Source organism: Ramlibacter sp., assembly GCF_029866045.1.
GTDB lineage: Bacteria > Pseudomonadota > Gammaproteobacteria > Burkholderiales > Burkholderiaceae_C > Ramlibacter.
The window spans coordinates 1-24,295 of the sequence record NZ_JARXAB010000034.1 but is presented as its reverse complement, the minus strand read 5'-3'; the positions used below and the strand labels follow the sequence as shown (position 1 = coordinate 24,295).

Here is a 24,295-nt window from a genome sequence, read left to right as displayed (position 1 = left end):
CGGAGACAAGGGCGCACCTGCGGCGACCTGGCTCCGTTCGGCCGGGTACCCAATTCCCGTTAGCATCAGCGGATGAGTTCTTCATCGACTTCCGCGCCCGCCGTTCCCCTGCGGCAAGACGCTGGTGTGATCGGGGTGGTCGGGCTTGCCCACCTCGTTAGCCATTTCTGCCAGCTGCTGCTGCCCCCCCTGTTTCCCTGGCTGAAGGATGCGTTTCAGGTCGGCTACACCGAGCTGGGCTTTTTGATGACGGTTTTTTTCGCCGTCTCCTGTGGGGTCCAGGCGGCCTCTGGCTTTCTAGTCGATCGATTCGGTCCACTGCCGGTGCTCATGGGGGGTCTGGGGATGTTGGGGCTTGCGGCGCTGGGTTTTGCCGCATCGACCAGCTACCCAATGCTGATTTGCTTTGCGGTGGTTGCTGGCTTTGGTAACGGCGTGTTTCACCCGGTCGACTACACCCTGATCAACAGGAAGGTGAGCGCGCAGCGGCTGGGGCATGCCTACAGTGTCCACGGCGTCTCGGGCGCCATGGGCTGGGCGATCGCCCCGGTCATTCTTGTGCCCCTGACGGTGGCCTTCTCCTGGCGGGTGGCGCTGGCTGCCGCGGCCCTCTTGGTCTGGGGCGTGTGGCTGCTCGTCTGGCTGCGGAGGCGGCAGCTCGCCCTGGCCCCTGCGCCCAGCCCGGCCCCTGGCAGGGGAGTGGCCACGGAGGGAAATGGCCTGTCCTTTCTGCGGCTTCCCGCGGTTTGGATGTGCTGGGGCTTCTTTTTCTTGTCCGCCTGCGCTCTGAGCGCGGTGCAAACCTTTGCGCCGGAGGCAGCTCGGCAGATCCACGAAGTTCCGGTCGCCTGGGCGGCCCTGTGCCTCTCGGTGTACATGGCCTCCAACGCTGGCGGCGGCATCGTGGGGGGCTTTCTTGTGGGCGACGGTTCGCGTAGCGAGCGGATCATCGGTTTCGCGATTGCGGGTGCCGCGACCATTTCGCTAGCGATGGCGCTGCTGCCTCTGCCTGCACCGGTCGTTCCGGTGCTCTTTGGCGCCATGGGCATGGCAGTGGGGATGGCCGGCCCGTCGCGTGACCTGATCATCAAGCGGGCCACGCCTGCGCATGCTTCGGGCCGCGTCTATGGGGTGGTGTATTCGGGCCTGGACATTGGACAGGCGCTTGCGCCACTGTTTTATGGCCCCCTCATGGACGGCAAGCACTACGAAGCGGTCTGGATCGCTTTGGCGTGTGCTCAGGCTGCCCTGATCTTCACTGCACTGAATGTGCGGCGCGTTGCAGGCACGAAGCCGGCCTGAGCCTCAGTGCGAGCCGCTTGCGCGTGCGGCAATGAAAAGGGCCGCTTGCGCGTGCGGCAATAAAAAAGGGGCGCTTGCGCGTGCAGGAATGAAAAAGGGCCGCTTTCGCGGCCCTTGTCACACATCGAGAAGCGGAGGGCTTACTTGACGTGCTTGCCGATCAGGCCGGCCATCTCGAACATCGAGACTTGAGCCTTACCGAAGATGCCCTTGAGCTTGTCGTCGGCGTTCACCATGCGCTTATTAGCGGCGTCCTGCAGCTTGTTCTTCTTGATGTACGTCCACAGCTTCGAGACAACCTCGGTGCGGGGCAGGGGAGCGGAGCCCACGACGGCGGCCAGGGCGGCGCTGGGGGTCAGCGGCTTCATGAACGCGGCGTTGGGAGTGCGCTTCTTGGCGGGGGCCTTCTTGGCAGCCGGCTTCTTGGCCGGAGCAGCCTTCTTCGCCGGTGCGGCCTTCTTGGCCGGTGCAGCCTTCTTGGCAGCGACCTTTTTGGCCGGGGCCTTCTTCGCGGGGGCCTTTTTCGCCGCAGCTTTCTTCGCAGTTGCCATTTGGATTTCCTTCTAGAAGTTGGTTGGTAGCCAGAGTGACCATCTGTTCGCTCCGGCATCGCGGATGCTAATGGAGAAAAAGCCGGTTTCCAAGCGAAAAAAGGCTTTTTTCATTGGGGAATGTCGCTTTTTTTCATTGGGGCCGGCCTTGGTTTCCCTCGGGGGTAGTCTGCGGCCCCTTCTCCCCCAGCCCTGCCGCTTGCCTTGCGGGTGTCGTCGCGAGAATCACACCCGCCAGAGCCACCCCGAGCGCCAGTCCCTGGAGAGGGTCCGGCGACTCTCCCATGGCGAGTACTCCCACCAGGGCGGTCGAGATGGGGAGCATGACGGTGAACACGCCTGCGCGAGCTGCGGGAACCCCGCGTAGGCCGGTCATCCATAGCCAGACCGTCCAGACACTGGCTGCCATTCCATAGAACAGCAAGAGCGCCCACGCACTCCATGGCACCGCTCCAAAGTCAAAGTCCCAGGCGGCCCGCAGGCCCCAAGGGGTCACCAGCGCCAAGCCCCATAGATTGATGAGCGCAGAGATGCGGCGTGGTGTCAAAGACCCGGTCAACGCCTTTCCGATGACTGCGTAGGCTGCTTCGCACAGCACAGCACCAAAAACAAGCAGATTGCCAACTCCGGCGCCTGCCCATCCCCCCGGCGTGGCAGCGCCAGTGTCACGCGCTCCTGCGAGCAGGGCTATCCCGGACGCTGCAAAGGCGATCGCGACCGCGCTACGCCCATCGACCCGTTCTTTGAGGAACAGTAGCCCTAGGAGGCCGACCACGGCCGGGATCGCAGCCATGATCACGCCCGCCGACACCGCAGTGGTCAGACCCATACCGGTCAGCATGCACACTGAAAATAGGAAGTTCCCGAGGAACGACCCCAAGAAGAGAAGCCTGTGCAGCCGCGGCGTGAGCGGGACGTCGCCTGGGGAAGGGCGCAGCCATCTGGCCATGGCAAGTGCTCCGATACCGAACCGTAGCCACGCCAGCAGCATCACTGGGAAGACGGCCACCAATGGCTTGGCCAAGGCGACATAGCAGCCCGCGAGGGACATGCTGAGCGCGAGCGAGCCGTAGGCGAGGAAGGGATGCAAGGGGAGGAGGGGTTATGGCTATGTCGATCTCATCATGCATCAAGGCCGCTGGGCACCGGCCTTGCCCAGTGTTGAAGGGGGTTGCCTCAGGAGCCGTTTCAGCCACCGACACGCATTTTGTATAGCGAAATAATGGGATGATGCGCTGCCGCAAAATTTCTCAATATAAGAATTGATATTCCGTATTGAGAAACAAGGCTCATATCTATTTGATTTTAAATGATAAAAATAATCTCTTCTATAAGACACAAGAGCTGACGGCAGTCTTCTACAAGACTACATTAATCCCCAGCGCATCTCTCTTTTTTCAATCCATCAGGAGCATCACCATGTCGAACTGGAGCCACCTCTCTCGAGAACAGCAAATCGCCCAACTGGAAAAGGACTGGGCCGAGAACCCCCGTTGGAAGGGCGTCAAGCGCGGCTACAGCGCGGCCGACGTGGTCCGCCTGCGTGGCTCTGTTCAGATTGACTACACACTGGCCAAGCGTGGTTCTGAAAAACTGTGGAGCTTGGTCAATGGCGGCGCCGCCAAGGGCTATGTGAATGCCTTTGGTGCCATCTCCGCAGGTCAGGCCATGCAGCAGGCCAAGGCCGGGCTCGAGGCGGTGTATCTGTCTGGCTGGCAGGTCGCTGCGGACGGCAACACCTCCGAGACCATGTACCCCGACCAGTCTCTCTACGCCTACGACTCGGTGCCCACCATGGTTCGCCGCATTAACAACACCTTCAAGCGTGCGGACGAAATCCAGTGGTCGCGTGGCGTCGGTCCAGGCGACAAGGATTACACCGACTACTTCCTGCCCATCGTTGCCGACGCTGAGGCCGGCTTTGGTGGCGTACTCAACGCTTTCGAGCTGATGAAGAACATGGTCGCTGCTGGCGCCGCTGGCGTTCACTTTGAAGACCAACTGGCCGCCGTGAAAAAGTGTGGCCACATGGGCGGCAAGGTGCTCGTACCGACCCAGGAGGCCGTGGAAAAACTCATCTCCGCCCGTTTCGCTGCGGACGTGATGGGTGTGCCCACCATCGTTTTGGCCCGGACTGACGCGGAGGCGGCCAACCTTTTGACGTCTGACCACGATGCCAACGACAAGCCTTTCATCACCGGAGAGCGCACCCAGGAAGGCTTCTACCGCGTTCGAAATGGCATGGAGCAGTCGATCTCCCGCGGCGTCGCCTACGCCCCCTACGCCGATCTGGTGTGGTGCGAGACCGGCACACCCGATCTTGGCTTTGCACGTGAGTTCGCCGAGGCGGTTCACGCCAAGTGCCCGGGCAAGCTGCTCTCGTACAACTGCTCCCCGTCCTTCAACTGGAAGAAGAACCTCGACGACAAGGCCATCGCTTCGTTCCAGGAGAAGCTCTCTGAGATGGGCTACAAGTACCAGTTCATCACGCTGGCCGGCATCCACATCAACTGGTACAACTCCTTCAAGTTCGCCCATGCCTACGCCCGTGGCGAGGGCATGAAGCACTATGTGGAAATGGTGCAGGAGCCCGAGTTCAAGGCGCGCGAGCAGGGTTACACCTTCGTGTCGCACCAGCAGGAAGTGGGCGCCGGTTACTTCGACGATGTGACCACGGTGATCCAGGGCGGCTCGTCCTCCGTCAAGGCCCTGTCTGGGTCGACCGAAGAAGAGCAGTTCCACTGATCGACTCGGTGACCCGATTGGCATGCTCTGAACGGGCATGTCACTTGGCATCTACCTTCGCCGAAGCCACCGCATGCGCCAGGCATCCGGTGGCTTCTTCTTGCCCGGACCCGGTGGTTAGAATTGCGCGAGTGGCAACAACCCCGGTCCACAGTCCAGCAAGGGCGAGAAAGGCAATTCGGTTATGACACCGCGAACTACGCAGCAAAAGACCGTCAGTTGACGGTTGTGTGGTCGCGTTCGTTTGCAGGCCCATGGGCCCACATCAAGCGCGGCAACGATCCGCGCTTTTTTCTGGGCTGGCGCTCCCTGACTGCATCGCCCCTAGCGCCTCCAAGAATTTCCAAGGCACCCCCACCATGATCCAGATCACGCTTCCCGACGGTTCGCAACGCCAGTATCCCGGCCCGGTCACGGTGGCCGATGTGGCCGCCTCCATCGGGGCCGGTCTGGCCAAGGCGGCCCTTGCCGGCAGGGTAGATGGCAAGGTGGTCGACACCAGCTTCGTGATCGAGCGTGATGCACCGGTTTCCATCGTCACAGCCAAGGACGTCGACGGCTTGGAGGTGATTCGCCACTCCACCGCCCACCTGCTGGCCTATGCCGTGAAGGAACTGTTTCGCGAGGCGCAGGTGACCATTGGCCCGGTCATTGAGCACGGTTTCTTCTACGACTTCTCCTACAAGCGTCCCTTCACCCCCGAGGACCTGGTTGCGATCGAAAAGCGGATGTCTGAGCTGTCGGCCAAGGACGAGCCGGTGGTGCGCCGTGTGCTCCCGCGGGACGAAGCAGTGAGCTACTTCAAGGGTATCGGCGAGCACTACAAGGCCGAAATCATTGCCAGCATCCCCTCCAACGAGGAGGTTTCGCTCTACCGCGAGGGCAGCTTCGAGGACCTGTGCCGCGGGCCCCACGTGCCCTCGACCGGCAAGCTCAAGCACTTCAAATTGATGAAGGTGGCCGGGGCCTATTGGCGTGGCGACCACCGCAACGAGATGCTGCAGCGTGTCTACGGCACAGCCTGGGCCAGCAAGGAGGACCTGCAGCAATACCTCACGATGCTGGAAGAGGCAGAAAAGCGCGACCACCGCAAGCTGGGGCGCGAGCTGAATCTTTTCCATATTGACGACCATGCTCCGGGCGTGGTGTTCTGGCATCCCAAAGGATGGACCGTCTGGCAGGAGGTCGAGCAATACATGCGCCGCGTGTACCGCGACAACGGCTACCTCGAGGTCAAGGGCCCGCAGATCCTGGACAAGACGCTCTGGGAAAAGACCGGTCATTGGGACAAGTACCGGGAGAACATGTTCACCACGGAGTCGGAGAAGCGCGATTACGCGCTCAAGCCGATGAACTGCCCTGGCCACCTGTTGATTTTCAAGCAAGGCATCAAAAGCTATCGCGACCTGCCGCTTCGTTACGGCGAGTTCGGCCAGTGCCATCGCAATGAGCCTTCGGGTGGACTGCACGGCATCATGCGTGTACGCGGGTTCACCCAAGACGACGGCCACATCTTTTGTACTGAGGACCAGATCCAGGGCGAGGTCACCGCTTTCACAGCGTTGCTGCAAAAGGTCTACAAAGACTTTGGCTTCTCAGAAATCATCTACAAGCTCTCCACAAGGCCTGAAAAGCGCATTGGCACGGAAGAGAGTTGGGACCGCGCAGAAAAAGCACTGGCCGAGGGCTTGCGCGCTTCGGGTTGCGAGTTCGAGTACCTGCCGGGTGAGGGGGCTTTTTACGGACCCAAAATCGAGTACACGCTGAAAGACGCGCTCGGCCGGCAGTGGCAGTGCGGGACCATTCAGGTCGATCCCAACCTGCCTGAGCGACTTGATGCCGAGTTTGTGGGCGAGGATGGCGCCCGTCATCGCCCGCTCATGCTTCATCGCGCCATCGTCGGCAGTCTTGAGCGTTTCATTGGCATTCTTATTGAGCAGCATGCCGGCGCGCTACCCACTTGGTTGGCGCCCACACAAGTGGTTGTGCTGAACATCACCGACTCTCAAGCGGAGTACGCCCGAGACGTGGCGAAAACGTTGCAAAATCAAGGGCTTAGGGTTGAGTTAGACCTTAGGAACGAAAAAATTACGTATAAAATCCGCGAGCATTCGCTGCAAAAGGTACCTTTCATACTTGTCCTGGGTGACAAGGAGAAGGCTGCTAGCGCAGCGGCTGTCCGGGCCCGGGGTAACCAGGACCTTGGAGTCATGGCAGTTGAATCTTTCGTCGAACGTATTCGCGAAGACATCGCCGCCAAACGTTGAGTTAGCCAAAAGGATCTCACCATCGCTACTGAATTTCGCGATCGCCGCCAGCGCGAGGAACGCAAACACCGCCTCAACCGGGAAATCATGGCCCCGGAAGTTCGACTTTCCGGCCCGGAGAATGAGCCACTTGGCATCGTGAATCTCCAAGATGCCCTGCGTATGGCCGGCGAATTGGACGTAGATCTGGTCGAGATCGCTGCCACCGCCATTCCACCGGTCTGTCGGCTCATGGACTACGGCAAGTTCAAGTATCAGGAGCAGAAGAAGGCGGCCGAGGCCAAGGCCAAGCAGACGGTCATCGAGATCAAGGAAGTCAAATTCCGCCCCGGTACCGATGATGGCGACTACAACATCAAGATGCGCAACATCCGGCGTTTTCTCGGCGACGGAGACAAGTGCAAGATTACCCTGCGGTTCCGTGGCCGCGAGATCACCCACCAGGAGTTGGGTCTGGCTCTTCTCAACCGCATTCGAGACGACCTGGCCGACTTGATCATCGTCGAGCAGTTCCCCAAGTTGGAAGGCCGTCAAATGATCATGATGATTGCCCCCGGCCGGAAGAAGCCCGGGGCAGCCCCTGCCAAGGCTGAGGCGGGAGCCTCCCCATCGGCGGAGAGCCAAGGGGCCTGAGTACGGGTTGCCCCACCACTCCGGTGGGGCAGGCGGGGTTGAGTGCCTTCCTACAGGGGCGTCCCCAGATGGGGAGGTGCCGGGTTGTGCAATAATTAAGGGTTCTGTCGTCTGCGGTTGGTCGCTGCAGACGCAGTTGGCGATCTGGCCTCCGGTGCAAGCTGGGAGTTAGACCGCCCTACAAGTGGCTCGGGGCCAGCAAGTGCCGCGGTTGGTTTCGCGGACGCCTCACGAGCACGAATCAAAGAAGGAGCAGTCACATGCCCAAGATGAAGACCAAGAGCAGCGCGAAGAAGCGTTTTCGCGTTCGTCCCGGTGGAACCGTCAAGCGGGGTCAAGCGTTCAAGCGCCACATCCTGACCAAGAAAACCACCAAGAACAAGCGCCATCTGCGCGGCTCTGTGGCCGTGCACGAGACCAATATGGGTCACATGGCACAGATGCTCCCGTTCGCGGGCCTCTGATCTCACTGGACGAACAAGGAGTTATCTATGCCTCGCGTAAAACGCGGCGTTACCGCCCGCGCCCGCCACAAAAAAGTTCTCGCCCTTGCCAAGGGCTTCCGCGGTCGTCGCGGCAACGTCTTCCGCATCGCCAAACAGGCGGTGATGAAGGCAGGCCAATACGCCTACCGTGACCGCCGCACCAAGAAGCGCGTATTCCGCCAACTGTGGATTGCCCGTATCAATGCCGCCGCCCGTGAATTGGGTCTGACCTACAGCCAGTTCGCCAATGGCATCCGCAAGGCCGGTATCGAGATTGACCGCAAGGTTCTGGCCGATATCGCCGTGCACGACAAGGCAGCTTTTGCCGGGATCGTGGAGCAAGTCAAGGCCAGGCTGGCTGCTTGAGTTCACGCCCAGAGCCGTCGCTCACGGCGGCTCTGGGCGCCTTCCTCCAGACAGGGCTAGGGCTTGCGTGGCACTAGCCCTGTTCTTTTTTTGTGCGGCCCGGACCTTGTCTCCGTCCGGTCTCTTCAGATCCCGGCGAGCGAAGCCCACAAGCCCCACAGACTGCCCCATTGATTGCTGCCCGTACTGACCCCATGAGCAACGAACTCGATTCCCTCGTCGCTAGCGCACGCCAAGCCTTTGTTGAAGCTGCTACGGCCGCCCAACTCGAAGACGCGAAGGCGCGCTACATCGGCAAGTCAGGCCGCCTCACTGAATTGATGAAGGGCATGGCTGCCCTGAGCGTGGAGGAGAAGAAGACCCGCGGCGCCTCCATCAACCTGGCCAAGCAAGCCATTGAGGAAGCTTTGGGCGCTCGCCGGCAGTCTCTGGCCGATGCGGAGCTTGCGCTTCAGCTACAGGCCGAGTCGCTTGATGTGACACTGCCCGGGCGGCATCGTGAGCCGGGTGGGTTGCATCCGGTCAGTTTGACAATGGAGCGCATTGAACAGATCTTTGCGGGCATGGGTTTCGATGTCGCAGACGGCCCCGAGATCGAGAGTGACTGGCATAGCTTCACCTCCTTGAACAACCCGCCCAATCACCCGGCGCGGTCGATGCAGGACACCTTCTACGTCGATATCAATGGTGACGACGGCATTCCCTACAACCTGCGCCCGCACACCAGCCCGATGCAGGTGCGCTACGCCCATGCACACATCAAGAAGCATGCAGGCAAGCCGGACATGCCCGAGATTCGGGTCATTGCGCCGGGCCGTACCTACCGGGTGGACAGTGATGCGACCCACTCGCCCATGTTCCATCAGTGCGAGGGCCTGTGGCTGGGCCGCAATGTGAGCTTCAAGGACCTCAAGGTCGTGTTCACGAATTTCTGCCGCACCTTCTTCGAGCGCGAGGATTTAGCGCTGCGCTTCCGGCCCAGCTTCTTTCCTTTTACCGAACCCAGCGCCGAAATCGACATCCAGTTCCAGCAGGGGCCCCTGGCGGGTCGCTGGCTGGAGGTGGCGGGCTCTGGCCAGGTGCACCCCAATGTGGTTCGCAATATGGGCCTGGATCCGGAGGAGTACATCGGCTTCGCCTTCGGCATGGGTCCGGACCGCCTGACCATGCTGCGTTACGGCGTGAATGATTTGCGATTGTTCTTCGACGGCGACATCCGCTTCCTGCGCCAGTTCCGCTAACCCGCCCCCAGGAAGAAGACACGACCATGCAATTTCCCGAGTCCTGGCTGCGCGAGTTCTGTAATCCGCCGCTGACCACCCAGCAACTGGCCGACACCCTCACCATGGGCGGCCTCGAAGTCGAGGACCTGCGCCCGGTGGCACCGCCGTTCACCCACGTGGTGGTGGGCGAGATCCGTGAGGCGACCCAACACCCCAATGCAGACCGTCTTCGCGTCTGCCAGGTGGATGTGGGCCAAGGGACCCTTCTCAGTATCGTCTGCGGCGCGCCCAACGCCCGACCTGGTATCCGCGTGCCCTGCGCCTTGGTAGGCGCTGAGTTGCCTCCCGGTGAAGACGGCCAGTCCTTCAAGATCAAGCTGGGCAAGCTGCGCGGCGTTGAGAGCCAAGGCATGCTGTGCTCGGCCCGAGAGCTGCAGATTGCCGATGACCATGGCGGCTTGCTGGAACTGCCAGCAGACACCCCCATCGGCGCCAATATCCGCGCGGTCCTGGGCCTTGACGACACGCTGCTCACCCTCAAGCTCACGCCCAACCTGGCGCATGCGCTTTCGGTTTATGGTGTCGCGCGGGAACTGTCGGCCCTCACGGGTGCGCCACTGGTGAGCCCCGCCTTCCCGCCGGTAGAGGCGGTGCACAGCGACCGCCTGGCGGTCAAGATCGAAGCCAGCGACCTCTGCGGCCGATTCTCCGGCCGTATCGTTCGTCATGTGAACACAAAGGTCACCACCCCACGGTGGATGGTCGACCGTCTGGCCCGCTGTGGCCAGCGCAGCGTATCCTCGCTGGTGGACATCTCCAATTACGTGATGTTCGAGTTAGGTCGGCCCACTCACATCTTTGACCTGGACAAGATCCATGGCGCACTGCAGGTCCGTTGGGGACGTGCCGGCGAGACTCTGAAGCTGCTCAATGGCAACACCATCACGGTCGACGAAAAGGTGGGCGTGATTGCTGATGATCGCCAAGTAGAGTCCCTGGCCGGCATCATGGGCGGTGACGCGACCGCGGTGTCCGATGAAACCCGGAACATCTACATTGAGGCCGCGTTCTGGTGGCCTGAGTCCATTCAGGGGCGCTCGCGCCGCTTCAACTTTTCCACTGACGCCGGCCACCGCTACGAGCGCGGCGTGGATCCCAGCCTCACGGTCGAGCATATCGAGCGGATCACCCAGCTGGTGCTCGAGATCTGCGGTGGCGAGGCGGGCCCCATGGACGATCAGACACTCGCCTTGCCCGACCGTACTCCAGTGGTCTTGCGAGCCTCCCGTGCGGCCCGGGTCATCGGCATGCCGCTCACGGCCGAGGACTGCATCGGCGCTTTGCATCGGCTGGGGCTGGAAGTGTCGCGCGACGGCGACCGTCTGTCGGTGGTCCCGCCGCCGCACCGCTTTGACCTCGCTATCGAGGAAGACCTGATCGAGGAAGTGGTGCGGGTCATTGGCTACGACAAGTTGCCGACGAGTGCACCTCTCGGGCCGATCACCGGCCGGCCTGCCGACGAGTCACACCGTAGCCGATTTGCAGTGCGTCGTCTGATGGCTGCACTGGGCTACCAGGAAACCATCAACTTCAGCTTTGTGGAAGAGGGCTGGGAGCGAGACCTTGCGGGCAACACCGATCCGGTCAAGCTCCTCAATCCCATCGCCAGTCAGATGTCGGTGATGCGCTCTTCCCTCCTTGGGTCGCTCATGCAGGTGCTGCGTCACAACCTCGACCGCAAGGCTGATCGGGTGCGTGTGTTCGAGATGGGTCGAGTCTTCATGCGCAGCGCTTCAGTGGCGACTACCGATAGCACGGTGCGAGGCGTACACCAGCCGATGAAGCTGGCCGGCCTGGCCTTTGGCCCCGTCGACGGCGTGCAATGGGGTCGCAAAGGGCAGGGTGGGGCGGACTTCTTTGATGCCAAGGGTGACGTTGAGGCCCTGCTGTCCCCCCTCAAGGCCCAGTACCGACCCGTTGCTCATCCCGCACTGCACCCCGGTCGCTGCGCCGGCATCTTCCTTGGGGAAGAACAGTTTGGCGTCGTGGGCGAGCTTCATCCGCGGTGGCGCCAGGCCTGGGACCTGCCTAGTGCTCCCATGCTGTTTGAGGTCGATCTTGAGGCCGCCCTGAGCCGCCAGGTGCCCGCCTTTCAGCCGGTACCCAAGGTGCAACCGGCCGAGCGGGATATCGCCTTGGTTGTTAGCGATATGGTCACCCTCGATGCGGTACTGGATGCGGCGCGCAGCGCCGATTCGGGCGGTCTGCTCCAGACCGTCGCGCTATTTGACCTGTACAAGCCGCACCAACCTGTGTCGGGCATGTCCGCGGGCGAGAAAAGCTTGGCACTGCGCTTGACGCTGGGCAATTCGAGCACCACACTGACCGACGAACAAATTGACGCCGCAGTTCGTGCGGTGGTTGAAGCCATCGGACAACAGGTCGGTGGCCGCCTGAGGGGCTGAACGAATGACCGCACAGATTCCCAAAGTTTCCGACGGGAAGAGTGACTCCATCGAGTTCTCTGAAATGAGCCTGGAGACCCCGGCGCTGACCAAGGCCCAGTTCGCTCAGCTCCTGTTCGAGCAGATTGGCCTCAATAAGCGTGAATCCAAGGACATGGTCGATGCCTTTTTCGACCTGGTTTGCGCCAGTCTCGTCGAGGGTCAGGATGTGAAAATTTCAGGCTTTGGCAATTTCCAGATCCGTACCAAAGCGGCCCGTCCCGGCCGCAACCCCCGGACAGGCGAACTCATCCCAATCGAAGCGCGCCGTGTGGTGACCTTTCACGCAAGCCACAAGCTCAAGGAATCGATCCAGGACCCGAGCGCGGCTTAATTTCGTACAGTCGCATACCGGGGTTCACAGCAGCGGACAGACTTTTTCCGCATCGCGTGGGGCAAGTGGTGCGATGGGCTTTTTACTGTCGCCGAGTTCATGTAATCTCTGCTCCCCCGCGCCGAATTCGACGGCGTTTTTTTCTGAGCCACCGCCCGAATTTCACCGCGCCCTCTGTCGCGGTCTCACATGGACCCGATGCTTCCCAGCATTCCTGCCAAGCGTTACTTCACCATCGGTGAGGTCAGCGAGCTATGCGGCGTCAAGCCGCATGTACTGCGTTATTGGGAGCAAGAGTTCACCCAGCTGCGACCGATGAAGCGACGCGGAAACAGGCGCTACTACCAGCACCACGAGGTGCTGATGATCCGGCGCATCCGTGACCTGCTCTATGACCAGGGTTTCACCATCACCGGTGCGCGCAACAAGCTCCAAGAGATCGTCCAGACCGAGCGTGATCAGCGCCGCTTGGGTGATGTCCAGCCGCAGGAGGCTGAACCGCTTCGCCAGGAGGGGGCGCCTGTCCCCACCTCGCCGTTGCCCGAAATCCAGCTTTCTCACGAGGCGATCCAGGTAGGCGCCGAGTCTGCCACCTCGGATGATGCCTGGTCGCGACGTATTCACCAGGTGCGGCGCGAGCTCTTTGAGATTCGCGATCTTTTGTCCGCGACACTCGACCGCTCCGAAGTCGCGCGGGATTCCCGCGCTATAATTTGACGCTTCGGCGTGTAGCGCAGCCTGGTAGCGCACTTGCATGGGGTGCAAGGGGTCGCGAGTTCGAATCCCGCCACGCCGACCACCATAAGAAATGGGCCACGATCCGCAAGGGTCGTGGCCCATTTTCATGGGTCTCGCTAGATCCTTCGCATCACTTCACAGATCACGTCACAGATCTCGGCTCGGTTCGTGGTCCACAGTGAAGCAAGGGGTTCCGCGGGCCTCAGGCCTTCGTGCCAGCTGGCTTGCGTGCCACCAATCCCACGAGGGCAGAGCTTCCGCTGTGTCCTGGGCCCTCCAGGACTTCCTGTTCATAGGTGCGCAGGTCCAGGATTTCGTAGGCCGGGAAAGCCTCGCGCAGCAAAGCCTCGTCATAGAGGTGTTCCAGTTTGCCCGGCCCGCCCGTATTGAAGCGAAGCTGTTCTATTCCGTAGCCTTGGATCACGAGCGTGCCGCCTGGTTTGAGGCTGCGGTCGATATGTGCGAACAATTGCGCGCGTTCTAGCGGGTCGGCGAACTGGAAGAAGATGCCGACCACGTTGTCGTAGGCCGCGTCCTGCCAGCGGAAGTCCTGCCAGGTGCAGCAATGACATTCCAGGGTCACATTGCGTGAGGCAGCGAGCCGGTGCGCCTTCTCGATGCCGACTGGCGAAAGATCAAACGCCTCGACCCTGAGGCCCTGCTGGGCAAGCCAAACACCATTGCGCCCTTCACCATCACACAGGGCCAGCGCCGTGCCGGGGCGAAGGTGCGTGCCTTGCAGGGAGAGGTAGTGATTGGGCGCTTCGCCAAAGTGGTAATGCTCTCCGCCATAGCGCTTGTTCCATTGGGTCAGGGGGTCGATGCCGGGCCCGAAGGCGGGGGTATGGCGGGCTGGGTTTTGAGCGGTCATGGGTTGAAGTGCATCGTTGAAAAATGGCATGGGCATTGTCATGCAAGATCACCGGCAGTCGCTTGCCGTGATGGGCTGTCCCCTGCGCTGGGCCTTGGATGTCCTGGTCAAGCTGCCAATCTTCTGCAGCTTGATGGCTGCCCTGCGGACTCCAGTGGCGAGTGGGCGCGAATCCGGTGCAAATTTTGCAGCGCTGCGGGTGCAGGATGGAGGCTATGCTTCACGGGATGGACCTCGCGTCCGTTTGCTGAAGAAAGGACTCGATATGAGCGACCCCATCTTGATCGACGTGCGCTCGGAGGGTGAATATGCCTCCGGGTATGTGCAGGGCTCGGTCAACCTGCCGCTAGACCGTTTCACGGAGGGCATTGCCCAAGTGGCTCCGGACAAGTCGGCCCCGCTGGTCCTGTACTGTGTCTCGGGTGCACGCTCCGGCGCAGCATGCGCCTGGCTGCAGAAGGAGGGCTACACCCAGGTGAGCAACGGTGGGTCAACGGGCGCCGTCGCCGTGGCCCTGGGGCGCCCCATCGAGAGAGGTTGAGCCACTCGGTTTCGGCCCGCTACGCTGCGCGGGGGGCCGCGCGTAGCGGGCGCGTTCTTTCAGTGGATGTCGAGCGTGTGAAGGCCGAAGCGACCGCTTTTTCGGTCAGAGAAGTAGCGCTCGAGCGTCTCGCGCACGGTGCGGAAGGCAATTTCTTCCCAGGGTATTTCGTGTTCGGCGAATAACCGTGCCTCGATCGTCTCCGGGCCCGGATCGAATCGCTCGGACAAGAGGCGTGCCCGGAAGAAGAGATGGACCTGACCCACACGCGGCACGCTGAGGATGGAAAGCAATTCCTCCATCTCGAACTCGGCGCCAGCTTCCTCCACGGTCTCCCGCGCGGCGCCCTGGGCCACACTCTCGCCGAGTTCCATGAAGCCGGCGGGCAACGTCCATTTGCCCCAGCGCGGCTCGATGTTGCGTTTGCATAGCAGCACCCGATCCCCCCAATACGGAACGGTCCCCACCACGTTCAAGGGGTTCTGATAGTGGACGGTGTTGCAGGCAGGGCAGACTGCGCGCTCGCGGGTGTCGCCGTCGTCCGGCAGGCGGTAAGCGACTGGGGTTCCGCAGTCTCGGCAGTGCTTGATCGGGCTTTGCATAGGGGCAGTGTACGTGTCGGGTCGCTCTCGCACGCGGGGCTCAGCGTGCGGCGATCGCCACCTTCAGCGGTGCCAGTCCGGTGACGCCGCCTTCGAGGGTGTCACCGGTCTGCACCGCTGCCACGCCCTCAGGCGTGCCGGAGAAGATCAGGTCGCCGGGGGCCAGGGTCCAGGCACTTGAGATGTGCTCAATCGTTTCGGCAATGCTCCAGATCAGGTGACTGACATCGCTGCGTTGGCGGTCTTGACCATTGACCTGGAGCCAGATGGCAGCCCCGCCAATATCGCCAGCTTCGGCTACCGGGGTGATCGGGCCGATGGGGCCGGACTGCTCGAAGGCCTTGCCGATCTCCCAGGGGCGCCCCTGTTTTTTCATGTCGTTTTGCAGATCGCGCCGAGTCATGTCTAGGCCGACCGCATAGCCGAACACATGGCGCATTGCATCCTGGGCCGGGATGTTCGTGCCGCCGGTGCCGATGGCCACCACCAGTTCGATCTCGTGGTGCAGGTCGCGGGTGAGTCCAGGGTAGGCCATGCGGCCCGTCTGGCCGGCCTCAACCACCAGCAGGGCATCTGCGGGTTTCATGAAGAAGAAAGGGGCTTCGCGGCCGGAGAAGCCCATTTCCTTGGCGTGCTCAGCGTAGTTGCGCCCGACGCAGAAAACGCGGCGTACCGGAAAGCGCTGATCGCGGCCGACGATGGGAAGGTGTGTGACGGCTGGGGGGGTGAACAGAAAGCTCATGCCTGAGAAGATAACCCAAGCCTTGGCGTCTCCTCCTCGGGGAGAGTGCGGATGCCTTTATCCTCCGTCCATGCGAATCGATACCCGGCACCTTGCATCTGGCCATGCACTCGCCTGAGACCCACCTGGTTCCTGGGGGGTACCTCCAGGGGATCCTCGTTCCGCAATGGCCAGCCCCGCCTGAGGTGCACGCCCTATGCAGCACACGCTTGGGGGGTGTTTCTGCCTCCCCCTGGAACAGCCTCAACTTGGGGGAGCATGTCGGCGACGACCCCAAGGCGGTGATCCGCAACCGGGCGCTGTGGGCTGACCGCCTGCAGGTCCGGCCCGTCTTTATGCAGCAGGTCCACGGCACGAGTGTCCTGTGCCTGGACGGACCGACCGCCAACGGTGCCGAGGGTGACGCCTGCTACACCACACGGCCAGGCCAAGCCTGCACGATGATGGTGGCTGATTGCCTGCCGGTTTTGCTCTGTGATGCGCGGGGCGGCGCTCACGCACGGATCGGTGCCGCCCATGCCGGCTGGCGCGGGCTTTCAGGTCTGTCCTCCCGCCAGGGGCAGGGCGTGCTCGAGGCCCTGGCCGCGCATTTCGATCCAGAGCACACCCTGGCCTGGCTCGGGCCCAGCATCGGACCCCAGGCTTTTGAGGTCGGCGCTGACGTGAAGCAGGCATTCGAGCGCGCTCACCCGGCGTGCGAGGCGCGGTTTCAGTCTCTGCCGGCAAGTGCGGAGGTGATGTCCGGTCCGGCAGTGCCCAAATGGCTGGCCGATCTACCCGGCCTGGCACGTGATCGTCTCGCGGCCTTGGGCATCACGCAGATTTATGGCAACGATGGCAGCCCAGCTTGGTGCACCGTCGCCAATGCTTCACTTTTCTTCTCGCACCGGCGCGATCGGGTCAGCGGCCGCTTGGCTACCAGCATCTGGCTGGCTTGAGGGGGCTGGCGCACCCGTATCGGATTGCTCGGCTGGAGGATCTGACTCAGCCTGTTCGCGGGCGCGGCGCGCTCGCCTTCGACCGGGGGTGCCCAAGATGTACATCAGCAGTGCCGTTGGTCCGACGCCATACAGCAGGAAGGTGATGACCGCTCCCAGAATAGATCCATTAGTATTCGTGGCCTCCGCGATCGCCATTAACAGCGTCACGTAAATCCAGCCGATGGCAATCAGGTACATGAATATCAAATTGAAAAATGGCGGGCCCGCCCTGGCACGCTTCAAAGAACGGCCCCAGAGTTTGGTTGGTGTAAGTAAAACCCGCATACTGCTCAACGCTGGCGGGTGGATGTCGCGCCAAACAACAAGCAGGTAGGAAGCAGCATGCATTCTCAAGCGGATTGGGCACAGCTCGCCACGCAGTTTCAGCAAAACCTTGGCGCCGGCTGGATGAAGGCGCTGGAGTCTTTCCAGCAGCTAGGCGCTGGTTCAGCGCCCGGTCTTGCAGGGGCGGCTCCCGACGCCCCCGCCGGCATTCCGACTTTGCAGTTTGAGCCGGCCAAATTGGTCGAACTGCAGCAAGGCTATTTGCGCGAGGCCGCGCTGCTGTGGAACCAGGGCATGCAGGCCCCGGCCCCTGTCAAAGATAAGCGCTTTTCTGGCGCGGCCTGGAGCCGTCACCCGCTGGCTTTGTTCTCCGCTGCGGTCTACCTGCTCAACACCCGGACGCTCATGGGCCTGGTGGAGGCCTCGAACGCCGACGAGAAAACCAAGGCGAGGCTGCTTTTCGCAGTGGAACAATGGGCCGCGGCAAGCGCCCCCAGCAATTTTCTGGCCCTCAATCCCGAGGCCCAACAAAAGGCGATTGACACCCAGGGCGAGAGCATCGCCCAAGGGATGCACAACCTGTTGGCCGACATGCAGCAGGGCCATGTTTCAATGACCGACGAGCGCGTGTTCGAAGTGGGCCGCAACATGGCCACCAGCGAGGGCGCGGTGGTCTTCGAGAACGCACTGTTCCAGCTCATTGAGTACAAGCCCCTCACTGCCAAGGTGTTCGAGCGGCCCTTTCTGCTCATTCCGCCTTGCATCAACAAGTACTACATCCTGGACCTTCAGCCGGAGAACTCCTTTGTGCGCCACCTGGTCGACCAGGGCCACCGCGTCTTCCTCGTGAGCTGGCGTAGCGCCGATGAGTCCATGTCCCAGACCACTTGGGACGACTACATCGAGGACGGTGCCATTCGGGCCATTGAAACGGTACGCGAGATCACCCAGGCCAAGGACATCAATGCCCTGGGCTTTTGCGTGGGCGGCACCATCCTGGGCACCGCGCTGGCGGTGCTCGCTGCGCGCAAGCAAAAGCCGGTGCACTCGGCCACTTTCCTCACCGCCTTCCTCGACTTCAGCCATACCGGTGTGATGGACGTCTTCATTGACGAGGGAATGGTCAAGTTCCGCGAGATGCAGATGGGGCAGGGCGGATTGATGGCGGGCAGGGACCTCGCGCAGACTTTCAGCTTTTTGCGTCCCAACGATCTGGTCTGGAACTACGTGGTGGGCAACTACCTCAAGGGTGAGACTCCGCCGCCCTTTGACCTGCTTTACTGGAACAGCGACTCCACCAATTTGCCTGGCCCGATGTACGCCTGGTACCTGCGCAACACCTATCTCGAGAACAACCTGGTCAAGCCGAACAAGCTCAGCGTTTGCGGTGAAAAAGTCGACCTGCGCAAGATCGGCATCCCCTCGTATATCTATGGCTCCCGCGAGGACCATATTGTCCCGATCGAGGGTGCCTACGAGACGGTCAACTACATCGGCGGCAAAAAGCGCTTTGTGATGGGCGCCTCAGGCCACATTGCAGGTGTGATCAACGCCCCTGCGGCCAGAAAGCGCTCTTACTGGACCAACGACCAACTGCCCTCTACCCATGCCGAGTGGGTACAGGGCGCCGAGGACCATGCCGGCAGCTGGTGGCCCGACTGGTATGCCTGGCTCAAGCCCCATGGCGGCAAGCAGGTGGCGGCACCGCGCGCCTACGGCCGCAGCAAGTTCAAGGTGATCGAGCCAGCACCTGGACGCTACGTCAAGGCCAAGGCGCAGGCCTGAGAATTGCTTGGCCTGAAGGATTGCTTGAGCCTGAGAATTGTTGAATTCAAACTGATTTGAACCCCCGGGGCCTGCTGCGAGTCGGCCCCACCCCCCCCCACGGAGATCGACATGGAAGACATCGTTATCGTTTCGGCGGCACGCACTGCCGTCGGCAAGTTCGGCGGCTCCCTCGCCAAAGTCGCCGCCCCTGATCTGGGCGCGGCCGTGATTCGCGAGGTGATCGCCCGCGCCAAGCTCGCCCCTGCCTTGGTGGGCGAGGTCATCATGGGCCAGGTGCTCGCCGCTGGCGGCGGCCAGAACCCGGCGCGCCAAGCGCTCATGAAGGCGGGTATCCCCCAGGAAGTGCCTGGCCTGACCATCAACGCTGTCTGTGGCTCCGGCCTGAAGGCGGTCATGCTGGCTGCTCAGGCCATTGCCTATGGTGACAGCGAGATCGTGGTGGCTGGCGGCCAAGAGAACATGAGCGCGTCGCCGCACATCCTCATGGGCTCGCGTGACGGGCAGCGCATGGGTGACTGGAAAATGGTCGATTCGATGATCGTTGACGGCCTGTGGGACGTCTACAACCAGTACCACATGGGTATCACTGCCGAGAACGTGGCCAAGGCTCACGGTATCTCTCGTGAGGCGCAGGATCAGCTTGCGTTGGCGAGCCAGCAAAAGGCCGCCGCCGCTCAGGATGCGGGCCGGTTCAAGGACGAAATCGTCGGTATCTCCATCCCTCAGCGAAAGGGTGACCCGCTTGTCTTTGATGCCGACGAGTACATCAACAAGAAGACCAGTGCCGAGGCCCTGTCTGGCCTGCGCCCGGCCTTCGACAAGGCGGGCTCGGTGACCGCCGGCAACGCCTCGGGTATCAATGATGGTGCCGCCGCGGTGGTGGTGATGAGCGCAAAGAAGGCCGCAGCCCTGGGCCTGACGCCGCTCGCGCGAATCGCCGCGTTCGGCACCTCGGGCCTGGACCCTGCCACCATGGGCATGGGCCCGGTGCCCGCCTCCCGCAAGGCCTTGCAGCGTGCAGGTTGGACCGCCCAGGATGTCGACCTGTTCGAACTGAACGAAGCCTTCGCAGCCCAGGCCTGCGCGGTGAACAAAGAGCTGGGCATCGATCCAGCCAAGGTCAATGTGAACGGCGGTGCCATCGCCATCGGCCACCCGATTGGCGCCTCAGGCTGCCGGATCCTGGTCACATTGCTTCACGAAATGCAACGACGCCAGGCCCGCAAGGGTTTGGCCGCGCTGTGCATCGGTGGCGGCATGGGGGTTGCCCTTGCCGTCGAGCGCGCCTGATCGGCGCTACACGACAGGGCCATCGCAACGAGCGAGCACGACGATTGCGGCGTCCCTGAAAAACCTGAACGACAAGAGACTTCAAGGAGAAATGAGATGAGCCAGAAAATTGCCTACGTGACCGGCGGCATGGGCGGTATCGGCACCGCAATCTGCCAGCGGCTGCACAAGGAGGGCTTCAAGGTCATTGCCGGCTGCGGCCCTACCCGTGACTTTGCCAAATGGATCGGCGAGCAAAAGGAAAAGGGCTACACCTTCTACGCCTCCGTGGGCAACGTCGGCGACTGGGACTCCACCGTTGAGGCCTTCAGCAAGACCAAAGCCGAGCACGGCCCGATCGACGTGTTGGTGAACAACGCCGGCATCACCCGGGACCGCATGTTCCTCAAGATGAGCCGTGACGACTGGGACGCAGTCATCGACACCAACCTCAACTCCATGTTCAACGTGACCAAGCAGGTCGTGGGCGACATGGTCGAGCGGGGCTGGGGTCGCATCATCAACATCAGCTCAGTCAACGGCGAGAAGGGCCAGGCCGGCCAGACCAACTACTCGGCAGCCAAGGCCGGCATGCACGGCTTCACCATGGCCCTGGCGCAGGAACTGGCCAACAAGGGCGTCACCGTCAACACGGTGAGCCCGGGCTACATCGGCACCGACATGGTCAAGGCGATTCGGGAAGATGTGCTGGACAAGATCGTGGGCACCATTCCCGTCAAGCGCTTGGGCATGCCCGAGGAAATCGCTTCCATCATTGCCTGGATTGCCGGTACCGAGAGCGGTTATTCCACCGGAGCCGATTTCTCGGTCAACGGTGGCCTGCATATGGGCTGATCGGCTCGCGCCTCGCCGCCTGCCCGCGCCCTGGCCCGTCCACTCGGACGGGCTTTTTCATGGGCGCCGGCCTTCGCGGGCTGGCTTGAAGGCGGATGAGCCCGAGCGCGTACAGTCACTCCCGTGCCCGACGCATCGCCTATCAATCCACTCACTACCTCGGCCATGACTCCGTTCGTTACCCGCCCGGATCCGCGCCGCTGGCGCCTGTCCGTTGCGCCCATGATGGACTGGACGGACCGCCACTGCCGTTATTTCCACCGCTTGCTCTCAAAGAATGCACTTCTCTACACGGAGATGGTGACCACTGGCGCGCTCACGCATGGTGACGTGCAGCGTCACCTGCGTTTCAATGCCGAGGAACACCCGGTGGCTCTGCAACTGGGCGGCAGCGACCCCAGGGACCTTGCGGGGTCTGCCCGCTTGGGCCAGGAGTGGGGCTACGACGAGATCAACCTCAATTGCGGTTGTCCCTCGGACCGTGTTCAGCGCGGGGCCTTCGGCGCCTGCCTGATGAATGAGCCCGCCTTGGTGGCTGATGGGGTCAAGGCCATGCGTGACGCGGTGGACATCCCGGTGACTGTCAAGCACCGCATTGGCGTCGACCGTATCGAACGCTATGAGTTTGTGCGCGACTTCGTGGGCACGGTCAGCGAGGCAGGCTGCGCGGTCTTCATTGTTCATGCCCGCAACGCTTGGCTCGACGGCCTGAGCCCGAAGGAAAACCGTGAAATCCCGCCGCTTCGCTACGAACTGGCCTACCGCCTCAAGCAGGACTTCCCGGCGCTGACCATCGCCGTCAACGGTGGCATCAAGGACAACGAAGCCATCGCCGCCCACCTGCAGCAGGTGGACGGGGTGATGGTCGGTCGCGAGGCGTACTACAACCCCTGGCTGCTCACCACCTGGGACGCTACTTTTTTTGGGCAGGCGCCATCCACCCTGGACCGCGAGGCGGTCGAGGAAGCCATGGTCGCCTACATGGAGCGGGCGCAGGCTGAAGATGGCTGCCCCTGGTACTCCATCGCCCGTCACATGCTCGGGCTCTATCATGGCCAACGCGGCGGCCGGCTGTGGCGGCAGGTCTGGAGCAATCACAAGCTCAAGCCATTGCCGCCCCGTGAGGTTTGGCGTCAAGCGCGCGAGGCGTTGGCGCGCGGAGCGACTTTGGCTTCCTGAAGCTTGATTCGGGTCCCGCAAAAGACAAGGCCGGCTGCTTGTGGCGAGCCGGCCTGCTTGTCGTCAGTGCGCCAGCGCGCTGCAGTCGTGACGCGCCATCAGTCGATGCGCACCACCTCGTCAAAGCCCAGGCGCGGGCCGCGCGGCCAGTTGCCGGAGGCTTCGCCGTAGCCGAAGTTGATCAGCATGTTGGCCTTGTAGCGGCCGTCGGCGAAGAACTGCTTATTGACCACCTGCGGATTGAAGCCGCTCATGGCGCCCGAGTCCAGGCCCAGGGCACGACCGGCGATCATCAGATACGCTGCCTGCAGACTGCTGTTGCGAAAGGCTGTGTCGCTGGCCAGGGTGGCGTTGCCGGCGAACATGTCACGTGCCTGGGGGAGGGCAGGGAACTGGCTTGGCAAGTGCTCGAAGAACTGGCTGTCGCTGGCGACGATGGCGGTCACTGGAGCGGCCATGGTCTTGTCCACGTTGCCGGGCGACAAGGCCTGCTTGAGCTTGGCCTTGGCTTCGGCGCTACGTACAAAGACGACACGGGCCGGCTGTCAGTTCATCGAGGTCGGGCCCCACTTGGCCAGCTCGTAGAGGGCGCGCAGGGTCTCGTCGGAACCCGGCTTGTCCTGGAATTTGTTGAAGGTGCGGGCCGTGCGAAAGATTTGGTCCAGGGCGGCGTCGTTCAATACTTGGGTCATGGCCTACAGCTTTTCCGCGCGGTGGCGGGGTGGTTGAAACAATGAGGGGGCGCTTGGCGCCCAATCCCTATTGTCTTTGAAACCCGATGCCGTCTCCGCAGGAGGCATGGGGTACCGGCCGCGCGCCTTCTCAGGGAGCCTCGATCGTCGGACGGCGGGCCTCAGCCCGCCGCCTCGAGACCGTTGGCGAAGTGGGCCTGCATCCGTGCCACGCACCGCGCCGCATCGCGACGGACCAGCGCCTCCATCAGGGCACGGTGCTCGGCCAGTGACTCCTGCACCCGGCCTGTCTTGAACAGGGACGCCTGGCGATTGAGCTTCATCACCTTGCGTAGGTCGGCCACCACTTGGTCGCGCCAGCGGTTACCCGCAATTTCGAGCAGGCGCATATGGAACTGCTCGTTGATGGTGAAAAAGCGTGCCCGCTCGTCGATCGCAGCTTCCAGCTCGGCGTGCAAGGCCTGCAGCTCCAGCAGCTCCTCGTCGCTGGCGCGGTGCGCCACCTCGCCCGCGGCGTCGCTCTCCAGGAGGGAGAGCAAGTGATAGACCTCCCGCAGGTCCTGCTCGGAAACCTCGGTCACATAGGCGCCTCGGCGTACCTTCATGGTGACAAGGCCTTCGGCGGCTAGCACCTTGAGTGCTTCCCGCAGCGGCGTGCGGCTGATGCCCAGTTCTTCGGCGATGCGGATCTCGTCGATCCAGGCGCCGGGCTCCATGTCGCGGGCGAAGATGCGTTCGCGCAATAGCTCTGCGACCTCTTCATAGAGGGCGCGGGGCGCGAGGGTGAGAGCTGCCATGCGGATCATGCTAGCACGGATTCTGACTTCATAATTATGAATCATGGAGTACACTTCTGGCTGTTGGGCGGGCTCTGGCATCACCGGACCTTCGCGGCTCTGGCGGTAAGCCCCGGAAAACCCGGGTGCGGACAATCGCCTAGGGCCCGGACGTCAAGACGGGAGCCGCCGACCCGAGGAGAAACAATGAGCCAATCCCCTGAATTCAAAAAGGCCGACCTGGCCGCCTGGCAAAAGGCCGCCGCCAAGTCCGCCCCTGGCGGTGACGTGCAGGCGCTTGACTGGGTCACGCCCGACGGCATCACCGTCAAGCCGCTTTACACCGCCGCCGACCTGCAGGGACTGCCACACGCCGACACACTGCCCGGCTTTGAGCCCTTCTTGCGCGGCCCCCAGGCCACCATGTATGCGGTCCGACCCTGGACCATCCGCCAGTACGCGGGCTTTTCCACCGCCGAAGAATCCAATGCCTTCTACCGAAAGGCCCTGGCCGCCGGCGGGCAGGGTGTATCGGTGGCCTTTGACCTGGCCACCCACCGGGGCTAT

General features: G+C 62.3%; 24 protein-coding genes, 1 tRNA gene and 1 pseudogene. 18 read left to right on the top strand and 8 right to left on the bottom strand.

Annotated features, from left to right (window positions below; genetic code table 11):
- Positions 1-72: 72 nt before the first annotated feature.
- Entirely contained in the window at positions 73-1,302 is a 1,230-nt protein-coding gene (locus QE494_RS03880; protein ID WP_300041585.1) for an MFS transporter, read from the top strand.
- 140 nt (positions 1,303-1,442) lie between these two features.
- On the opposite strand, the gene QE494_RS03875 is transcribed toward QE494_RS03880, so the two are convergent.
- Positions 1,443-1,853: an SWIB/MDM2 domain-containing protein gene (locus tag QE494_RS03875; RefSeq protein ID WP_300041584.1), complete on the bottom strand. Its 411-nt coding sequence runs from the start codon at positions 1,851-1,853 to the stop codon at positions 1,443-1,445.
- 133 nt (positions 1,854-1,986) lie between these two features.
- Positions 1,987-2,904, bottom strand: coding sequence for a DMT family transporter (locus tag QE494_RS03870; RefSeq protein WP_300041606.1), 918 nt, complete (start codon positions 2,902-2,904; stop codon positions 1,987-1,989).
- A 368-nt stretch (positions 2,905-3,272) separates the two neighbouring features.
- Here QE494_RS03870 and aceA point away from each other — a divergent pair, with 368 nt between their 5' ends.
- From aceA to QE494_RS03820, 10 genes are all read left to right on the top strand, one after another.
- Positions 3,273-4,598 (top strand): isocitrate lyase, encoded by a 1,326-nt coding sequence (aceA, locus tag QE494_RS03865; protein WP_300041583.1) that lies wholly within the window; start codon positions 3,273-3,275, stop codon positions 4,596-4,598.
- 359 nt (positions 4,599-4,957) lie between these two features.
- Complete coding sequence (gene thrS, locus QE494_RS03860) at positions 4,958-6,865, top strand: threonine--tRNA ligase (protein ID WP_300041582.1); 1,908 nt, start codon at positions 4,958-4,960, stop codon at positions 6,863-6,865.
- Between the two features lie 21 nt (positions 6,866-6,886).
- Positions 6,887-7,498, top strand: coding sequence for a translation initiation factor IF-3 (infC, locus tag QE494_RS03855; protein WP_300041605.1), 612 nt, complete (start codon positions 6,887-6,889; stop codon positions 7,496-7,498).
- Between the two features lie 260 nt (positions 7,499-7,758).
- Positions 7,759-7,962 carry a 50S ribosomal protein L35 gene (gene rpmI / locus QE494_RS03850; RefSeq protein WP_300041581.1) on the top strand — a complete coding sequence of 68 codons (204 nt, stop codon included), beginning with the start codon at positions 7,759-7,761 and terminating at the stop codon, positions 7,960-7,962.
- A gap of 27 nt (positions 7,963-7,989) precedes the next feature.
- On the top strand, positions 7,990-8,349 hold the full coding sequence (gene rplT / locus QE494_RS03845; RefSeq protein ID WP_300041580.1) for a 50S ribosomal protein L20: 360 nt from the start codon (positions 7,990-7,992) through the stop codon (positions 8,347-8,349).
- 194 nt (positions 8,350-8,543) lie between these two features.
- Entirely contained in the window at positions 8,544-9,590 is a 1,047-nt protein-coding gene (gene pheS / locus QE494_RS03840) for a phenylalanine--tRNA ligase subunit alpha (RefSeq protein WP_300041579.1), read from the top strand.
- Between the two features lie 26 nt (positions 9,591-9,616).
- A complete protein-coding gene (gene pheT / locus QE494_RS03835) occupies positions 9,617-12,037 on the top strand; it encodes a phenylalanine--tRNA ligase subunit beta (RefSeq protein WP_300041578.1) in 2,421 nt (806 codons plus the stop codon).
- A 4-nt stretch (positions 12,038-12,041) separates the two neighbouring features.
- Positions 12,042-12,410, top strand: a complete 369-nt coding sequence (locus QE494_RS03830) for an integration host factor subunit alpha (RefSeq protein WP_300041577.1) — start codon at positions 12,042-12,044, stop codon at positions 12,408-12,410.
- Positions 12,411-12,599: 189 nt separating this feature from the next.
- Positions 12,600-13,127 (top strand): MerR family transcriptional regulator, encoded by a 528-nt coding sequence (locus QE494_RS03825; RefSeq protein ID WP_300041576.1) that lies wholly within the window; start codon positions 12,600-12,602, stop codon positions 13,125-13,127.
- A 5-nt stretch (positions 13,128-13,132) separates the two neighbouring features.
- Positions 13,133-13,209 (top strand) — tRNA-Pro (locus QE494_RS03820).
- Positions 13,210-13,350: 141 nt separating this feature from the next.
- Here the strand turns inward: QE494_RS03820 and QE494_RS03815 are convergent.
- A complete protein-coding gene (locus tag QE494_RS03815; protein ID WP_300041575.1) occupies positions 13,351-14,019 on the bottom strand; it encodes a bifunctional 2-polyprenyl-6-hydroxyphenol methylase/3-demethylubiquinol 3-O-methyltransferase UbiG in 669 nt (222 codons plus the stop codon).
- Positions 14,020-14,047: 28 nt separating this feature from the next.
- Between QE494_RS03815 and QE494_RS03810 the strand changes: the two genes are divergently transcribed.
- Positions 14,048-14,560 (top strand): rhodanese-like domain-containing protein, encoded by a 513-nt coding sequence (locus tag QE494_RS03810; protein WP_336619421.1) that lies wholly within the window; start codon positions 14,048-14,050, stop codon positions 14,558-14,560.
- Positions 14,561-14,619: 59 nt separating this feature from the next.
- On the opposite strand, the gene QE494_RS03805 is transcribed toward QE494_RS03810, so the two are convergent.
- Positions 14,620-15,162: an NUDIX hydrolase gene (locus QE494_RS03805; protein WP_300041574.1), complete on the bottom strand. Its 543-nt coding sequence runs from the start codon at positions 15,160-15,162 to the stop codon at positions 14,620-14,622.
- Between the two features lie 40 nt (positions 15,163-15,202).
- On the bottom strand, positions 15,203-15,904 hold the full coding sequence (locus QE494_RS03800; protein WP_300041573.1) for a fumarylacetoacetate hydrolase family protein: 702 nt from the start codon (positions 15,902-15,904) through the stop codon (positions 15,203-15,205).
- Between the two features lie 104 nt (positions 15,905-16,008).
- Between QE494_RS03800 and pgeF the strand changes: the two genes are divergently transcribed.
- Positions 16,009-16,842 (top strand): peptidoglycan editing factor PgeF, encoded by an 834-nt coding sequence (pgeF, locus tag QE494_RS03795; protein WP_300041572.1) that lies wholly within the window; start codon positions 16,009-16,011, stop codon positions 16,840-16,842.
- On the opposite strand, the gene QE494_RS03790 is transcribed toward pgeF, so the two are convergent.
- Positions 16,774-17,232, bottom strand: a complete 459-nt coding sequence (locus tag QE494_RS03790; RefSeq protein WP_336619420.1) for a hypothetical protein — start codon at positions 17,230-17,232, stop codon at positions 16,774-16,776. The genes pgeF and QE494_RS03790 overlap by 69 nt on opposite strands.
- Between QE494_RS03790 and phaC the strand changes: the two genes are divergently transcribed.
- From phaC to dusA, 4 genes are all read left to right on the top strand, one after another.
- On the top strand, positions 17,227-18,954 hold the full coding sequence (phaC, locus tag QE494_RS03785) for a class I poly(R)-hydroxyalkanoic acid synthase (RefSeq protein ID WP_300041571.1): 1,728 nt from the start codon (positions 17,227-17,229) through the stop codon (positions 18,952-18,954). The two genes, QE494_RS03790 and phaC, sit on opposite strands and share 6 nt — an antisense overlap.
- A gap of 111 nt (positions 18,955-19,065) precedes the next feature.
- Entirely contained in the window at positions 19,066-20,247 is a 1,182-nt protein-coding gene (locus tag QE494_RS03780; RefSeq protein WP_300041570.1) for an acetyl-CoA C-acetyltransferase, read from the top strand.
- Between the two features lie 96 nt (positions 20,248-20,343).
- On the top strand, positions 20,344-21,081 hold the full coding sequence (gene phbB / locus QE494_RS03775) for an acetoacetyl-CoA reductase (RefSeq protein ID WP_300041569.1): 738 nt from the start codon (positions 20,344-20,346) through the stop codon (positions 21,079-21,081).
- 165 nt (positions 21,082-21,246) lie between these two features.
- Entirely contained in the window at positions 21,247-22,260 is a 1,014-nt protein-coding gene (gene dusA / locus QE494_RS03770) for a tRNA dihydrouridine(20/20a) synthase DusA (RefSeq protein ID WP_300041568.1), read from the top strand.
- 98 nt (positions 22,261-22,358) lie between these two features.
- Here the strand turns inward: dusA and QE494_RS03765 are convergent.
- Together QE494_RS03765 and QE494_RS03760 are read right to left on the bottom strand one after the other, a co-directional pair.
- Positions 22,359-22,952 (bottom strand): annotated as a pseudogene (locus QE494_RS03765) (malonic semialdehyde reductase).
- 161 nt (positions 22,953-23,113) lie between these two features.
- On the bottom strand, positions 23,114-23,749 hold the full coding sequence (locus QE494_RS03760; protein WP_300041567.1) for a GntR family transcriptional regulator: 636 nt from the start codon (positions 23,747-23,749) through the stop codon (positions 23,114-23,116).
- Between the two features lie 186 nt (positions 23,750-23,935).
- On the opposite strand from QE494_RS03760, the gene QE494_RS03755 reads away from it, so the two are divergent.
- Positions 23,936-24,295 (top strand): methylmalonyl-CoA mutase family protein (locus QE494_RS03755; RefSeq protein WP_300041566.1); only part of this gene is annotated, 360 nt, incomplete at its 3' end.

What these genes read in the sequence shown, in the direction of transcription:
- pheS (WP_300041579.1), top strand. Translation starts at nt 8,544, where the DNA reads ATGAGCAACGAACTCGATTCCCTCGTCGCTAGCGCACGCCAAGCCTTT.
- QE494_RS03870 (WP_300041606.1), bottom strand. Translation starts at nt 2,904, where the DNA reads ATGTCCCTCGCGGGCTGCTATGTCGCCTTGGCCAAGCCATTGGTGGCC.
- rplT (WP_300041580.1), top strand. Translation starts at nt 7,990, where the DNA reads ATGCCTCGCGTAAAACGCGGCGTTACCGCCCGCGCCCGCCACAAAAAA.
- QE494_RS03880 (WP_300041585.1), top strand. Translation starts at nt 73, where the DNA reads ATGAGTTCTTCATCGACTTCCGCGCCCGCCGTTCCCCTGCGGCAAGAC.
- pgeF (WP_300041572.1), top strand. Translation starts at nt 16,009, where the DNA reads ATGCACTCGCCTGAGACCCACCTGGTTCCTGGGGGGTACCTCCAGGGG.
- QE494_RS03815 (WP_300041575.1), bottom strand. Translation starts at nt 14,019, where the DNA reads ATGACCGCTCAAAACCCAGCCCGCCATACCCCCGCCTTCGGGCCCGGC.
- QE494_RS03780 (WP_300041570.1), top strand. Translation starts at nt 19,066, where the DNA reads ATGGAAGACATCGTTATCGTTTCGGCGGCACGCACTGCCGTCGGCAAG.
- dusA (WP_300041568.1), top strand. Translation starts at nt 21,247, where the DNA reads ATGACTCCGTTCGTTACCCGCCCGGATCCGCGCCGCTGGCGCCTGTCC.
- aceA (WP_300041583.1), top strand. Translation starts at nt 3,273, where the DNA reads ATGTCGAACTGGAGCCACCTCTCTCGAGAACAGCAAATCGCCCAACTG.
- QE494_RS03790 (WP_336619420.1), bottom strand. Translation starts at nt 17,232, where the DNA reads ATGCATGCTGCTTCCTACCTGCTTGTTGTTTGGCGCGACATCCACCCG.
- QE494_RS03830 (WP_300041577.1), top strand. Translation starts at nt 12,042, where the DNA reads ATGACCGCACAGATTCCCAAAGTTTCCGACGGGAAGAGTGACTCCATC.
- QE494_RS03875 (WP_300041584.1), bottom strand. Translation starts at nt 1,853, where the DNA reads ATGGCAACTGCGAAGAAAGCTGCGGCGAAAAAGGCCCCCGCGAAGAAG.
- phaC (WP_300041571.1), top strand. Translation starts at nt 17,227, where the DNA reads ATGCATTCTCAAGCGGATTGGGCACAGCTCGCCACGCAGTTTCAGCAA.
- pheT (WP_300041578.1), top strand. Translation starts at nt 9,617, where the DNA reads ATGCAATTTCCCGAGTCCTGGCTGCGCGAGTTCTGTAATCCGCCGCTG.
- thrS (WP_300041582.1), top strand. Translation starts at nt 4,958, where the DNA reads ATGATCCAGATCACGCTTCCCGACGGTTCGCAACGCCAGTATCCCGGC.
- QE494_RS03810 (WP_336619421.1), top strand. Translation starts at nt 14,048, where the DNA reads ATGGGCATTGTCATGCAAGATCACCGGCAGTCGCTTGCCGTGATGGGC.
- QE494_RS03825 (WP_300041576.1), top strand. Translation starts at nt 12,600, where the DNA reads ATGGACCCGATGCTTCCCAGCATTCCTGCCAAGCGTTACTTCACCATC.
- rpmI (WP_300041581.1), top strand. Translation starts at nt 7,759, where the DNA reads ATGCCCAAGATGAAGACCAAGAGCAGCGCGAAGAAGCGTTTTCGCGTT.
- phbB (WP_300041569.1), top strand. Translation starts at nt 20,344, where the DNA reads ATGAGCCAGAAAATTGCCTACGTGACCGGCGGCATGGGCGGTATCGGC.
- QE494_RS03800 (WP_300041573.1), bottom strand. Translation starts at nt 15,904, where the DNA reads ATGAGCTTTCTGTTCACCCCCCCAGCCGTCACACACCTTCCCATCGTC.
- QE494_RS03805 (WP_300041574.1), bottom strand. Translation starts at nt 15,162, where the DNA reads ATGCAAAGCCCGATCAAGCACTGCCGAGACTGCGGAACCCCAGTCGCT.
- QE494_RS03760 (WP_300041567.1), bottom strand. Translation starts at nt 23,749, where the DNA reads ATGGCAGCTCTCACCCTCGCGCCCCGCGCCCTCTATGAAGAGGTCGCA.